This is a genomic window from Streptomyces sp. JW3, assembly GCF_052216785.1.
In the GTDB taxonomy this organism is placed as follows: domain Bacteria; phylum Actinomycetota; class Actinomycetes; order Streptomycetales; family Streptomycetaceae; genus Streptomyces.
The window spans coordinates 15,615-29,143 of record NZ_JBQOUX010000097.1 but is presented as its reverse complement, the minus strand read 5'-3'; the positions used below and the strand labels follow the sequence as shown (position 1 = coordinate 29,143).

Here is a 13,529-nt window from a genome sequence, read left to right as displayed (position 1 = left end):
TTCCAGGTTTCCGCTTCCGCGTTTCCCTTTCCGGCGGTTCCGACTCTATCAGATCCTTTCGGGCCTGATTCCCAGTCGGCGGGCTTGTCTTCCCGGCTGTTTGGGCCGTTCCGACGTCTCAAACCTTAGCGGACCGGCTCCCCGATTCCAAAATCGGAGTGGGAATTCAATTCGGGCATGCCGAAATCGTTCCCGGGGGAAGGTCGTGCTGGTGGAGTGAGTGCCGCTGATGCGGCGGAAGTGCTGCCACAGGACCGTTACGGCGCTGCGGCAACCCGAAGAACTTTACGGATCGGGCGGGCGGCTGTCAAGCCTCCCCTGTCCTTCCCTGTCAACCTCTTTAGTCGAGGTCGCTGAGCCGGCCGCCGGCGTCCGGCTGGTCGTGCTCCACCCTGCGCAGGATGCGGGTGAGGACCTCGCCGAGGGCGGTCCGCTCGTCGGGAGAGAGGTCCTGGAGCAGGTCCTCCTCGAAGACCGAGGCGAGGCGCATGACCTCCAGCCACTTCTCGCGTCCGGTGCCGGTCAGCTCGACGATGACACGGACCCGGTTGGACTCGTCGCGGTCCCGGGTGACCAGACCCTCGGTGACCATGCGGTCGATGCGGTGCGTCATCGCGGCCGGGGTGAGGCCGAGGCGCTTGGCGAGGTCGCCCGGGCCCATCCGGTACGGGGCGCCGGACAGCACGAGGGCCTTGAGCACCTCCCAGTCGGCGTTGCTGATGCCGAGGTCGGCGGTCTGGCGGCCGTAGGCGACGTTCATCCGGCGGTTCAGCCGGGACAGGGCCGACACGATCTTCTCGACCTGGGGGTCGAGGTCCTGGAACTCGCGCTGGTAGGCCGCGATCTGTTCGTCGAGCGTCGGCTCTCCGGCAGCTGAGGTGTCGCCCATGGGTCGCAGTATGGCACGGCGGAGCTTTGCCTTGAAGTCCTTCGGAATATAGTCTTTAGCTTCGAAGTTTAGGATCTAAGTCTTCACTGCTAAGAGAGGTGAACGTGACCAGGGCGATGGGCGCTGCGATGCGCCGGATCCATGTGGGCAACGCGCTCAGCGCGTTCGGGCTCGGTTTCACCGTCCCCTACCTGTACGTCTATGTGGCGCAGGTGCGGGGGCTGGGTTCCGTGACGGCGGGCCTCGTGCTCGCCGTGTTCGCGGTGGCGGCGCTGATCGTGCTGCCGTTCGCCGGGCGGGCGATCGTCCGGCGGGGTCCGTTGCCGGTGCTGCTCGCCGCTCTGGTCGTCGCCGCGCTCGGGGCGCTGAGCCTCGGGGTGTCCGGGCAGGCGGCGACCGTGCTGCCGTCCGCCGCGCTGCTGGGGGCGGGGCAGGCCGTGATGCAGCCGGCGCTGGCGACGATGATCGTGGACTGCTCGACGGCCGAGACGCGGTCGCGGGCGTTCGCCACGCAGTTCTTCCTCCAGAACCTCGGGCTCGGCATCGGCGGGCTGATCGGCGGGCATCTCGTCGACACGTCCAGCCCCGCGTCGTTCACCCTGCTGTTCGCCATCGAGGCGGCGATGTTCCTGGTGCTGGTCGGTGTGCTGGCCACGGTGCGGATGGAGCGGGCGCCCCGGGGGGCCGAGGCGCCCGCGGGCGCCAGGGGGAGCCGGCGGCAGTTGTTGGGCAACCGGGCGATGGTGCAGTTGCTGGTGCTGGGCTTCGTGCTGTTCTTCGCCTGCTACGGGCAGTTCGAGTCGGGGCTGAGCGCGTACGGCGTGGCGGCGGCCGGGATCTCGACGTCCGCGCTGGGGACGGCGCTGGCGGCGAACACCCTCGCCATCGTCGTCGCGCAGTTCGCGGTGCTGCGGTTCGTGGAGCGGCGCAAGCGGTCGCGGGTGATCGCCGCGGTCGGGCTGATCTGGGCGGTGGCGTGGGCGGTGGCCGGGTACGCCGGGCTGGGGCACGGCAGCCAGTCCATGGCGACGGCCGCGTTCATCTCGACGTACGCGCTGTTCGGGCTGGGGGAGTCGCTGCTGTCGCCGACGCTGGTGCCGCTGGTCGCGGATCTGGCGCCGGAGGGGATGGCGGGGCAGTACAACTCCGCTTTCGCGCTGGTGAAGCAGCTCGCGCTGGCGGTCGGGCCGGCGGTGGGCGGGCCGCTGGCGGCGGCGCTGCCCGGACCGTACGTCGTGGTGTTCCTGCTGTTCTCGCTGTTGATGAGCGTGCTGGCGGTGCGGCTGGGGCGGCGGCTCACGGCGGTGCAGGACCGGCCGTGGCTGCTGCGGGCCAGCCGGGTGGTGCGGCAGGGCGGGGCGTCGGCCGCCGAGTCGGCGGCGCCCGCCGAGGCGTAGCGGCCGTCAGGGGCGGGGCAGGGCGAACTCGCACCAGACCGCCTTGCCGCCGCCCGGGGTGCGTCTGCTGCCCCAGCCGGAGGCGATGGTCGCGACGATGGCGATGCCCCGGCCGGACTCGTCGGCCGGTTCCGCGCGGCGGCGTCTGGGCAGGTGGTCGTCGCCGTCGGTGACCTCGATGATCAGACGGCGGTCGGTGCGGCGCAGGCGCAGCCGCATGGGGGGCGTGCCGTGCTGGAGGGAGTTGGCGACCAGTTCGCTGGCGGCCAGCACGCCGAGGTCGTGCAGTTCGGTGGGGAACCGCCAGCTGGTCAGGACGCCGGAGGCGAAGGCACGCGCGCGGGGGGCGGCCTCGACGCCGCCGAGCAGTTCCAGCGCGGCGTTGCGGAAGAGGTCGTGTTCGGGGCCGGTGCGCGCCGGGTGCTGGAGGACCAGGACGGCGACATCGTCGTCGTGCTCGGGGGTGACGCCCGCCGAGCGGACCAGGCGGTCGCAGATCACCTGCGGGGTGCCGCGGGCACCGGCCAGGGCGCGCTCCAGGGCGGCGATGCCCTCGTCGAGGTCCTGGTCGCGGCGTTCGACCAGGCCGTCGGTGTAGAGGACGGCGGTGGAGCCGGGGGTGAGGGGGATGGAGCCCGAGGCGTGGATCCAGCCGCCGGTGCCGAGCGGCGGGCCGGTGGGTTCGTCGGCGCGGTGGACGGTGCCGTTCTCGTCGCGGACCAGGATCGGCAGGTGGCCGGCGGAGGCGTAGACCAGGCGGCCCTCGTTGGGGTCGTGGATGGCGTAGACGCAGGTGGCGATCTGGTTGGCGTCGATCTCGGCGGCCAGGCCGTCCAGGAGCTGGAGGATCTCGTGCGGGGGCAGGTCCAGGCGGGCGTAGGCCCGGACCGCCGTACGCAGCTGGCCCATGACGGCGGCGGCGCGGACGCCGCGGCCCATGACGTCGCCGATGACCAGGGCGGTGCGGCCGCCGCCGAGGGTGATCACGTCGTACCAGTCGCCGCCGACGGCGGCCTCGGTGCCGCCCGGGTGGTAGGTGGCGGCGATGCGGAGGTCGTCGGGTTCCTCCAGTTCCTGCGGGAGCAGGGAGCGCTGGAGGGTGACGGCGGTCTCGCGCTGGCTGCGCTCGCTGGCCCGCAGCCGCTCGGCGGCCTCGGCGTGGTCGGTGACGTCGGTGGCGAAGACGAGGACGCCGCTGTCGCTGCCCTCGGTCACGGGGGTGCAGGTGAAGGTGTAGGAGCGGCCGTCGGGGGCCTTGCGGGACTTGAGGGTGCGGGGGCGGCGGCTGCGCTGGACCTGGTCGAGGAGGGGGAAGAGGCCCAGTTCGGCGAGTTCCGGGAGGGCCGCTCGGGCCCGTTCGCCCAGCGGGCGGACGCCGAAGGCCGCCGTGTAGGCGTCGTTGACGTAGGCGATGCGGTGGTCGGGGCCGTGCACCAGGGCGACGAGGGCCGGGACGCGGTCGAGGACGTCGCGGACCGGGAGGTCGTCGACGGCCGGTACGGGAGGGGGTTCGTCGGTCAGTTGTTCGACGCGGGCGGCGGGCACGGAGGTCTCCGCCCGGCTCTCGCCCCGCCGGTCCGCGGAGACCGTGGTGTCCGTCCGCGCTGCCGCGCGGCGCTGCGTTCCGGGGAGCCGGGCGCTCCAGCGCGTGAAGTTCACGAATCCTTGCCTCGGGTAGTCGTCGGCGGCCGGCACCGGAACCGGCCGGGGCCCCGGGGGCCGCGCGGGGGTGAGCGGCGGCCCGCCCGTGGTGGTGTGGGCCAGTCTGGCAGGGTGCCGACCGGGCCGACATCCGTCAGACGCCGGGCCGGCCGGTGGAGTTCCTGGGTCCGGTCAGGACTACCCCTTCGGGTCTCCCGGGGGGTCTTGGGGAGGGATTCCCCCGGCTGCGAGTTCGAACTCCGCTCGGGGATGTTCGAGTGAACCGAGCGAGACGATCTCTCTTCTGAAGAGACCGGAGAGTACCCATTCGGCCAGTACGCGCGCCTTGCGGTTGACGGTGGGGACGCGGCTGAGGTGGTAGGCGCGGTGCAGGAACCAGGCCGGGTATCCCTTCACTCCGCGCCCGTGGACCTGGGCGACGCCCTGGTGGAAGCCGAGGGAGGCGACCGAACCGGCGGACTCGTGGGCGTAGGTCTCCAGGGGTTCGCCGCGCAGGGCGTGGGCGATGTTGTCGCCGAGGACCCTGGCCTGGCGGAGCGCGTGCTGTGCGTTGGGGGCGCATTCCCGACCGGTCGCGCCGGCGGTGACGTCGGGGACGGCGGCGGCGTCGCCGGCCGCCCACGCGTGCGGTGCGCCTTCCACGGCCAGCTGGGGGGTGCATTTCAGCCGTCCGCGCGCGGTGCGCGGCAGGTCGGTGGCGGCGAGCAGCGGATGGGGTTTGACGCCGGCCGTCCAGACGACCGTACGGGTGGGGAAGCGGGCGCCGTCGCTGAGGACGGCGACCCGGTCGGCGCAGGACTCCAGGCGGGTCTTCAGGCGTACGTCGATGTTGCGGCGGCGCAGTTCGGTGACCGTGTGCCGCCCCAGTTCCTCCCCCACCTCCGGCAGCACCCGGTCGGTCGCCTCCACCAGGATCCATTTCATGTCGTCGGGGTCGACGTTGTGGTAGTAGCGGACGGCGTAGCGGGCCATGTCCTCGAGTTCGCCGAGCGCCTCCACGCCCGCGTAGCCGCCGCCGACGAAGACGAAGGTGAGGGCGGCGTCGCGGAGCTCGGGGTCGCGGGTGGAGGAGGCGATGTCCATCTGCTCGATGACGTGGTTGCGCAGGCCGATGGCCTCTTGGAGGGTCTTGAAGCCGATGCCGTGGTCGGCGAGGCCGGGGACCGGCAGGGTGCGGGAGACGGAGCCCGGGGCGAGGACGAGTTCGTCGTAGCCGACCCGGTGCGGGCCGCGGCCCTCCTGCGCGGTGGCGAGGGTGGTGACGGCGGCGGTGCGGCGGGCGTGGTCGACGGACTCGGCCGCGCCGACGACGACCCGGCAGCGGCCGAGGACCCGGCGCAGCGGTACGACGACATGGCGCGGGGAGATCGAACCGGCCGCCGCCTCCGGCAGGAACGGCTGGTACGTCATGTACGGATCGGGCGTGACGACGGTGATCTCGGCCTCGCCCCGCCGCAGTTCGCCCTTCAGCTTCCGTTGCAGGCGCAGGGCTGTGTACATCCCGACGTAGCCGCCGCCGACAACGAGAATGCGCGCACGTTCCTTCACCACCCCATGACGCACCCGGCGCTGGAGTTTGTCCACAGGCCCGGCAATTCGTATGACCGCGGATCCACGGTGGACAGCATTGGCCGATTCGGCATGGGCCGGGACAGGTTCGCAGGTCAACAGGGGTGCGACCGGAGCCCGCAAGGGGATCATCGGGGGCGTTTCGGACCCGTACTCCGATCGGGGTGCGCTCCGTGCGGAACCTGCCCCTTCTGAATTGACTCCCACTCAACTATGTTCGTCACGACGGAGTGTAGGGGGATGCGCTCATCGGGTCCGCGACGGGCGGCCCGGACAGCGGCCTGTTCCGCACACGCTCCGGCTTCCGATGACGGGGAGTGTCTCCGGGGGGAGACGTCATTACCGGGGGATTGTCTATGCATGTTCAGAATTCTCATTGGCCGTCCGCCTCCGCTGTCGCCGCCGGCGGCACGATGAGCGCGACGACGGGTGGACGCGGGGACGGTGCGCGGTCGGCGCCGCTGCGCGTGGACGCTCAGCGCAATCTGGAGCACGTGCTGCGCGCGGCACGTGAGGTGTTCGGCGAGCTGGGATACGGCGCGCCGATGGAGGACGTGGCGCGGCGCGCCCGGGTCGGGGTCGGGACGGTGTACCGGCGCTTCCCCAGCAAGGACGTGCTGGTGCGCCGGATAGCCGAGGAGGAGACGACGCGGCTGACCGACCAGGCCCGGGCGGCGCTCGGGCAGGAGGACGAGCCGTGGTCGGCGCTCTCCCGGTTCCTGCGGACGTCGGTGGCGTCCGGCGCGGGCCGGCTGCTGCCGCCGCAGGTCCTGCGGGTGGGCGTGGCCGACGAGCCCGTCGACGACGGTCCGGCCGGTGCGCACCGGGTGCCGCCGCAGCGGCTCCAGGCGGGCTCCGGTGAGCTGCGGCTGGTGCCGGAGCAGCCGGTGGACGAGGTGACCGTGTCCCTGGACGACGACACGGGCGCCGCGGCGCTGCTGGAGGTCGTCGGCCGGCTCGTGGACCGGGCCCGCGCGGCGGGTGAACTGCGACCGGACGTGTCGGTCTCCGACGTCCTGCTGGTCATAGCCACGGCAGCACCCTCACTGCCGGACGCGGCCCAGCAGGCGGCGGCGTCGGCGCGGCTGCTGGACATCCTGCTGGAGGGACTGCGGTCGCGGCCGCTGTGACGCGGCGGTGCTCCTGGGCGGGCCGGCGGCCGGAATCGGCGGACGGCACGTTGGCCGGATCGGCCGGCGGCGGCCGGGAGCGCCTGCCGGAGCTGATCGGTGCGGTGTGCGAGCTTTCCCGTACCGGCGTCCGCGCACACTCATCCGTACGTGATTCCCACGGACGAGTGATGCTCCGTACCGCCCGTTCCTGCCCGAAAGCCGCTGTGACACGCTGACCCGGTGTTTGATCCGGACGGGCAGGCAGCGGGGGCTTACCGCGATGAACGTTGACAGGCGGAGCGGCGCACCCGGTGACGGGGACGCGGAGTCCGAGGGTCCGTCGCAGGTGCCCGGTCGGCGCGGGCCGGCCGCCGTCCCCCAGGAGGCGGTCCCGGCCCAGTGGCATCCGTACGGCGACAGCGTGCTGCCGCCGCCGCGCGAGCTGCCGCCGTCCGACGCCGAGCTGATCGACCGGCTGCGCGCGGGCGACGACACGGCCTACGAGGAGCTGTTCCGGCGGCACGCGGACGCGGTGCGGCGCTACGCCCGTACCTGCTGCCGGGACGCCGACACCGCGGACGACCTGACCGCCGAGGTCTTCGCCCGGGTGCTGCAGGCGGTGCGCGGCGGCTCCGGACCCGAGTACGCCGTCCGCGCCTACCTGCTCACCAGCGTCCGGCGGGTCGCCGCCGGCTGGACGCGGTCGGCCCGGCGCGAGCAACTGGTCGACGACTTCGCGGTGTTCGCCGCGCAGTCGGCCCGTCCGGCACCGGCCGCGGACGACGACACGCTCGAACTGGGCGCGGACGTACGGGCGCTGCACGAGGCCGAGCAGTCCATGGCGGTGCGGGCGTTCCGTTCGCTGCCCGAGCGGTGGCAGGCCGTGCTGTGGCACACCGAGATCGAGGACGAGTCGCCGAGCCAGGTGGCCACGCTGTTCGGTCTGGACGCCAACGGCACGCGGGTGCTGGCCAGCCGGGCCCGGGAGGGCCTGAAGCAAGCGTATCTCCAGGCCCACGTCAGCGACGCGCTGGCCGGCGACGAGGAGTGCGCCCGGTACGCCGACCAGTTGGGCACCTACGCGCGCGGCAGGCTGCGCACCCGGGCCGAACGGGGGCTGCGCAAGCATCTGGCCGAGTGCGCCAAGTGCCGGCTGGCCGCCAGCCAGATCCAGGAGGTCGCCGGCGGCATTCCCGGCGTCGTGCCGGTCGCGGTCATCGGGTGGTTCGGAGCGGCCGGGTACGCCAAGGCGGCCGGGATCATCGCCGGCGGGGCGGGAGCGGGGGCGGCCGGGGCGGCGGCGGCCTCCAGCGGTACGTCGTCCGGGGGTGCGGCGGCGTCCGAGGGGCTCGGTGCGCCGGTGAAGGCGGGGATCGCGGCGGGCGTGCTGGCGGTGGCCGTCGCGGCGGTGGTGATGGCGCTGGCCGGCAACGCGCCCGACGACAAGGCGGAGCCGGAGGCGGCGCCTTCCCGGTCCGCGCCGGTGGTCCGGCCGGCGGAGCCGACACCCGATCCTGCGGAACCGGCGCCGCGGCCCACGTCTCCTTCACCGGCACCATCGCGTTCGCCGTCCCCGACACCGACGCCCACTCGTACGCCGAGCCCGACACCCACCCCCACCCCCACACCCACGCCTCCCGCGAGCCCGAGCCCGACCCCCAGGCCCACGCCTACCCCTACGCCTACGCCCACTCCCACGCCGGTGCCGGCCGTGTACCAGTGGAGCGAGCTGTCGTACGACATCGCCGGGGCCGGGAGTGAGCCGGAGATGCGGACGGGGGAGAGCAGTTGGGCGTGGCAGCGGTCGGGGCCGCAGATCGCGGGCCGGCGGTACGCCCATGGGGTCACCGTGCACGGCCGTTCCTCCGTCACCATCGACCTGAACCGTTCCTGCACGTCCTACGACGCGTTGGTCGGCGTCGACGACATGACCATGAAGCTGGGCAAGGTCCGGTTCTCGGTCCACGCGGACGGGGTTCAGCTGTGGCAGTCGGCTGTGGTCGAGGGCGGGGATGCGGCGGTGCCGGTGCATGTGGACATCGCGGGCCGGACGTCCGTACGGCTGGTCGTGGAGCCGCAGCGCGCGTTCGACAACCTGGCGTTGGCGGACTGGGTGGAGTCGCGGTTCACGTGCGCGTGAGGTGACGTGTGCGTGAGTTGACGTAGGGGTGGTGGCGCGACCGGGCGCGGCCGGGGTGCCGCCGGCTGACGGAGGGGGTGGCGCGACCCGGCGCTGGCCGGGTGCCGCCGCGCCCACCCGTGCCGCCCTGGGGGTACCTCCCAGGCCGTTCAGGCACTGGGGGAGGCACGATTGCCCGCGGTTGGGCGGGTACGTACCCGCAGTCGCCCGCGGCGAGAAGGGGACGGGGTGGGGGGGTGTCCGCCCGCAGCGGTTGGCGCGTCGACCCGGTTCACCCCCGTAGAAGACCCATTCCGCGCCGTTCCGAGGACGGACACCCCCCACCCCGGCCCCGACCCACCACCAAACCGAGGGCGCAACGCGCACCCCCACCGAACCCGCGCAGGCCGCCGCAGGCGCCCCGCTCAACCGCCGGAGGCCAACGCCCCGCGCAACGGCGCGATCCCCCCCGGCACCGCCCGCGCCCGCGCCGGCGTCCCCGTCCAGCAGGTCCCCCGGCGTGCCAGCAGCCGCCCCAGCCACAGCTCCAGCGACACCAGATCCGCCAGCCCGTCCAGCGGCAGCGCCTCCCCCGCCGCGGCCCCCCGCACCGCCTTCCGTACCACCCTCGCCTCCACCAGCCCCGCCTCCGCCAGCAGCGGCCGGTCGAACACCTCCATCAGCGCGTCCGCCGCCCCCCGCAGCCCGGCCCGCGCCGTCGTCGTCGCCATCGCCTGTGTCGGCGTGCCCCAGCCCCCCGGCACCTCCCGCACCCCGGCCCCCTCCAGCACCGTCCGCAGGATCGCCGCCCGCGCCCCCGGCCGCACCCGCAGCGCCTCCGGCAGCGCCCGGCAGGCCCGGACCACCTGGTTGTCGAGGAACGGCGTGTGCAGCCGCTGCGAGCGGATCTCCGCCGCCTGCTCCAGCACCCGTACCTCCGCCGCCTGCCGCGCCAGCGCCGCCCGCGCCCGGAAGTCACCGGGCCGCTGCCCCGGCCCCACCGCCGACCGCTGCGCCCCCGCCTGAAGACGAACCGATACTTCAGCCAGCGCCTCCCCGGTCAGCCACCGCGCCGCCGGCCCGGGTCTGCCCCAGCTCAGCGCGGCCAGCGACGCGTCCACCGCGCCCATCGTCCCGTCCCCGGGCTCGGCCAGGTCGGCCTCCCGCCCGCGCAGCCCCCGCAACTGCGCCGCGAGCCCGTCCAGCCCGTCCCGGTACGGCGTCCGCGACAGCCGCCGCGCCGCCCCGTACACCCGGGCCGGCACCATCACCGACCCCACCGAGCCGTCCGCCTTGGCCAGCGCAGCGACCGGCCGCACCAGATGCCGCCGCCGGCGGTCCATCAGCAGATCCGCGAGCCGCGCCGGGTGCGCGTCCAGCACCTGCCGCGCCCCGTACCCCGTGAAGTGGTCCGCGCTGCCCGCCGCCAGCCGCGCCCGGTGCCGCGCCACCGAGACCAGGCCGGCCGCCGGTTCGTCGGTCAGCGGCCCGTCCAGCTCGGCGTACGGCAGGGTCTCCGCGCCGCCCGCCACCACCACGTGGTGCAGCCGCGGGTTGGCGGCCAGCGCTCCCGCCCGCTCCAGCTCGGCCTCGCGCCCGCCGACGGCCAGGTCGTTGAAGGTGACGGCCAGCAGCCGCTCGCCCGCCCCCGTGCCGTGCCCCAGCACGGTCCCCGGCATCCCCGGCAGCCCCGCCGCCAGCAGCGCCAGCGTCCCCGAGGCCGGCCCGCCGGACAGGTCCGCCCCGATCCCCGGCACCGGCATGCCCCGCGCCGCCCGCCGCTCGGCCGGCCCCATGCCGGGCACCGGCCCCGGGTCGATCCCGTTGCCGGGCACGTGCCGGGGCGCCGCGAGCCGGGTCCGTACCGCCTCCACCAGCGCGTCCCGTACGCCGTCCACCGCGCTGTCGGGGTCGGCCGGCGGCGCCGCCACCGCCAGCGAGGCCACCGGCTCGTACCCGGCGATCTCCCGCGCCCCGGCGCGCAGCACCAGCGCATGCCCCGGCGGAACGCGTTTCACGCCGTCGTACGGGGTCGCGTCGTCCAGCGCCGCCGGTACGTCCGGAGCGGCGAGCAGCGCGGCCAGGTACGGGAAGTCGAGGTTCGCCTCGACCAGGTCGGCGAGCGGCAGCGCGGCGGTCGCGTAGGCGGTGCCGCCCGCCCAGGGGGTGTGGAAGACGGGCCGGGCGCCCGCGAGGTCGCCGCAGACCGTGATCCGCCGCCCCACCTGGACGACGGCCGTGTAACTCCCGGACCAGGCGGTCAGATGCCGCAGCGCCCCGCCCCGCGCGGCGAACAGCGCGACCCGCAACTGCTCGTCGCTGGCCCCGCAGAGGCCCAGTACGGCGATCCGGGTCCCCGGGTCGGCGCTGACCACCCGCACCTCGTCGGGGCGCCAGTCGCCGACCGCCCACAGCGGATCGGGGTCGCCCCACAGGAGTTGGGAGCCCACGGGGTGCACGGTCTCACCGTCGTACCCGGTGGCGCCGGCTGTCGCGCCGTTTCCCAGGGCTCCCGCTACTCCCGCGGCGGCGCTGCTCCACCCCACCAACCACCGCATCGACGCCTCCACAGCCTGTGGACAAACCAGTGCACCGTACGAACTGGTTCCCCATGCTGCCATGAAGGGCGCGCGCCAGAGCGTCGGCGGAGCCGCTCACACCTGCGCGGCCACACCGTCGGTATGCCCTCGGCACGCCCTCACGAGACGTCCGCGCCGCACCCCCGGGGGAGTATCGGCGACGTGAATGCGCCCCCACTACGCGCCCCAAGGACACCCAACGCGCCCTCAAGTACCGTGGTGGGAGCGGTAGTACGTACAAACGGTCGGGGCTTATTTTCAGCCAAATCACAAAGCCAAGACCACGTTCGAACACGCTCCGTACACGCCCGCACCGGCCCTGCGCGACACCGGACCACGTACGGTCCGGGAGACGGAACACGCCTCCCGGACCGGTCCGCCGCCCGCGGGGATATGAGGCGACGGTGTCCCCCAGCCCACTGGATCCAGTACAGCGGGCCGACCCACGCAGGACCCATGGAACCGCTCCCCCGATGGCCGGACCAGAGCGCACGGACGGGCGCACGGCCACACATCGGGAGCACACGGCAACAGTCCGTACAGACTCCGCACTTCAGTACGGACCACAATCCCGCCATCCGGAACAATGCCTCTTAACGCTTGGGATGCGGCGAACTACGCTGGGTTTACGAATGCCGCGTGGTTATGCCAGCGCGGCAGCCGTCTGTGTCGAGGGGTGGCGCATGTCCAGGGAGCAACGCGGGCCGAACGAAAAACTCGGCGCCGTTCTCGCCCTCGCGGGAATCAGCAACGCGGGACTCGCGCGTCGCGTCAACGACCTTGGCGCACAGCGGGGCCTGACTCTTCGCTACGACAAGACGTCGGTGGCGCGCTGGGTGTCGAAGGGAATGGTGCCGCAAGGTGCGGCTCCGCACCTCATCGCCGCCGCCATCGGCCAGAAGCTGGGCCGCCCGGTGCCGCTGCACGAGATCGGCCTGGCGGACGCGGATCCCGCCCCGGAGGTCGGCCTCGCCTTCCCCCGGGACGTCGGCCAGGCGGTGCGCACGGCGACCGAGCTGTACCGGCTCGACCTGGCCGGCCGGCGCGCCGGTTCCGGTGGCATATGGCAGTCGCTCGCCGGTTCGTTCGCGGTCAGCGCGTACGCGACGCCCGCCTCGCGCTGGCTGATAACCCCGGCCGACACGTCGGTGGCGCGCGACGCGAGCCCGGCCGAGGGCTCCGGCGCACCGCTCAAAGTCGGCCACAGCGATGTGCGCAAACTGCGGGAGGCCGCCGAGGACGCGCGCCGTTGGGACTCCAAGTACGGCGGCGGCGACTGGCGTTCGTCGATGGTTCCGGAGTGTCTGCGGGTGGAGGCCGCCCCGCTGCTGCTGGGCGCCTACTCCGACGAGGTCGGCCGGGCCCTGTTCGGCGCCTCGGCCGAACTGACCCGGCTGGCCGGCTGGATGGCGTTCGACACCGGCCAGCAGGAGGCCGCCCAGCGCTACTACATCCAGGCCCTGCGGCTGGCCCGCGCGGCGGCCGACGTCCCGCTCGGCGGCTATGTCCTGGCATCGATGTCGCTCCAGGCGACCTACCGCGGTTTCGGCGACGAGGGCGTCGACCTCGCGCAGGCGGCCCTGGAGCGCAACCGGGGCCTGGCGACCGCCCGCACCATGAGCTTCTTCCGGCTGGTCGAGGCACGGGCACACGCGCGGGCGAGCGACGCGCACGCGGCCGGCGGGGCGCTGAAGGCGGCCGAGAGCTGGCTGGAGCGGGCCCGTCCGGGCGACAACGACCCGCCCTGGCTCGGCTTCTACTCCTACGACCGGTTCGCCGCCGACGCCGCCGAGTGCTACCGCGATCTGAAGGCGCCCCGCCAGGTGCGCCGCTTCACCGAGCAGGCGCTGTCCAAACCCACGGAGGAGTTCGTCCGCAGCCACGGCCTGCGGCTCGTCGTCTCGGCCGTCGCGGAGCTGGAGTCGGGCAACCTGGACGCGGCCTGCGAGCAGGGCGTGCGCGCGGTGGAGGTGGCGGGGCGGATCTCGTCCGCCCGCACCACGGAGTACGTCAAGGACCTCCTGCACCGGCTGGAGCCCTACGGCGACGAGCCGCGCGTGGTGGAGCTGCGCGAGCGGGCCCGCCCGCTGCTGATGGCCCCGGCCTGACCCCGGCCCGACCGGAGCGCGGTTCCCGGGTTTGAGGGCGTTGTCAGTGGCGCAGTGCACTATCGAACCCGGGAGGTGGAGCAGGTGCGACCGA

General features: G+C 73.8%; 8 protein-coding genes. 4 read left to right on the top strand and 4 right to left on the bottom strand.

Features of this window, described 5'->3' with window-relative positions:
• Positions 1–340: 340 nt before the first annotated feature.
• Complete coding sequence (locus tag ACTT8P_RS29850; RefSeq protein WP_361166177.1) at positions 341–889, bottom strand: MarR family winged helix-turn-helix transcriptional regulator; 549 nt, start codon at positions 887–889, stop codon at positions 341–343.
• A gap of 116 nt (positions 890–1,005) precedes the next feature.
• Here ACTT8P_RS29850 and ACTT8P_RS29845 point away from each other — a divergent pair, with 116 nt between their 5' ends.
• Positions 1,006–2,286 (top strand): MFS transporter, encoded by a 1,281-nt coding sequence (locus tag ACTT8P_RS29845; RefSeq protein ID WP_442834884.1) that lies wholly within the window; start codon positions 1,006–1,008, stop codon positions 2,284–2,286.
• 6 nt (positions 2,287–2,292) lie between these two features.
• Here ACTT8P_RS29845 and ACTT8P_RS29840 read toward each other — a convergent pair whose 3' ends face one another.
• Both ACTT8P_RS29840 and ACTT8P_RS29835 read right to left on the bottom strand, forming a co-directional pair.
• Positions 2,293–3,945, bottom strand: coding sequence for an ATP-binding SpoIIE family protein phosphatase (locus ACTT8P_RS29840; RefSeq protein WP_442834883.1), 1,653 nt, complete (start codon positions 3,943–3,945; stop codon positions 2,293–2,295).
• A gap of 180 nt (positions 3,946–4,125) precedes the next feature.
• Positions 4,126–5,499, bottom strand: a complete 1,374-nt coding sequence (locus ACTT8P_RS29835; RefSeq protein WP_442834882.1) for an NAD(P)/FAD-dependent oxidoreductase — start codon at positions 5,497–5,499, stop codon at positions 4,126–4,128.
• A gap of 374 nt (positions 5,500–5,873) precedes the next feature.
• On the opposite strand from ACTT8P_RS29835, the gene ACTT8P_RS29830 reads away from it, so the two are divergent.
• Positions 5,874–6,647 (top strand): TetR/AcrR family transcriptional regulator, encoded by a 774-nt coding sequence (locus ACTT8P_RS29830; RefSeq protein ID WP_442834881.1) that lies wholly within the window; start codon positions 5,874–5,876, stop codon positions 6,645–6,647.
• 262 nt (positions 6,648–6,909) lie between these two features.
• A complete protein-coding gene (locus ACTT8P_RS29825; RefSeq protein ID WP_442834880.1) occupies positions 6,910–8,769 on the top strand; it encodes a sigma-70 family RNA polymerase sigma factor in 1,860 nt (619 codons plus the stop codon).
• 404 nt (positions 8,770–9,173) lie between these two features.
• On the opposite strand, the gene ACTT8P_RS29820 is transcribed toward ACTT8P_RS29825, so the two are convergent.
• On the bottom strand, positions 9,174–11,306 hold the full coding sequence (locus tag ACTT8P_RS29820) for an asparagine synthase-related protein (RefSeq protein ID WP_442834879.1): 2,133 nt from the start codon (positions 11,304–11,306) through the stop codon (positions 9,174–9,176).
• Between the two features lie 704 nt (positions 11,307–12,010).
• On the opposite strand from ACTT8P_RS29820, the gene ACTT8P_RS29815 reads away from it, so the two are divergent.
• On the top strand, positions 12,011–13,435 hold the full coding sequence (locus tag ACTT8P_RS29815; RefSeq protein WP_361166196.1) for an MFS transporter: 1,425 nt from the start codon (positions 12,011–12,013) through the stop codon (positions 13,433–13,435).
• Positions 13,436–13,529 lie beyond the last annotated feature (94 nt).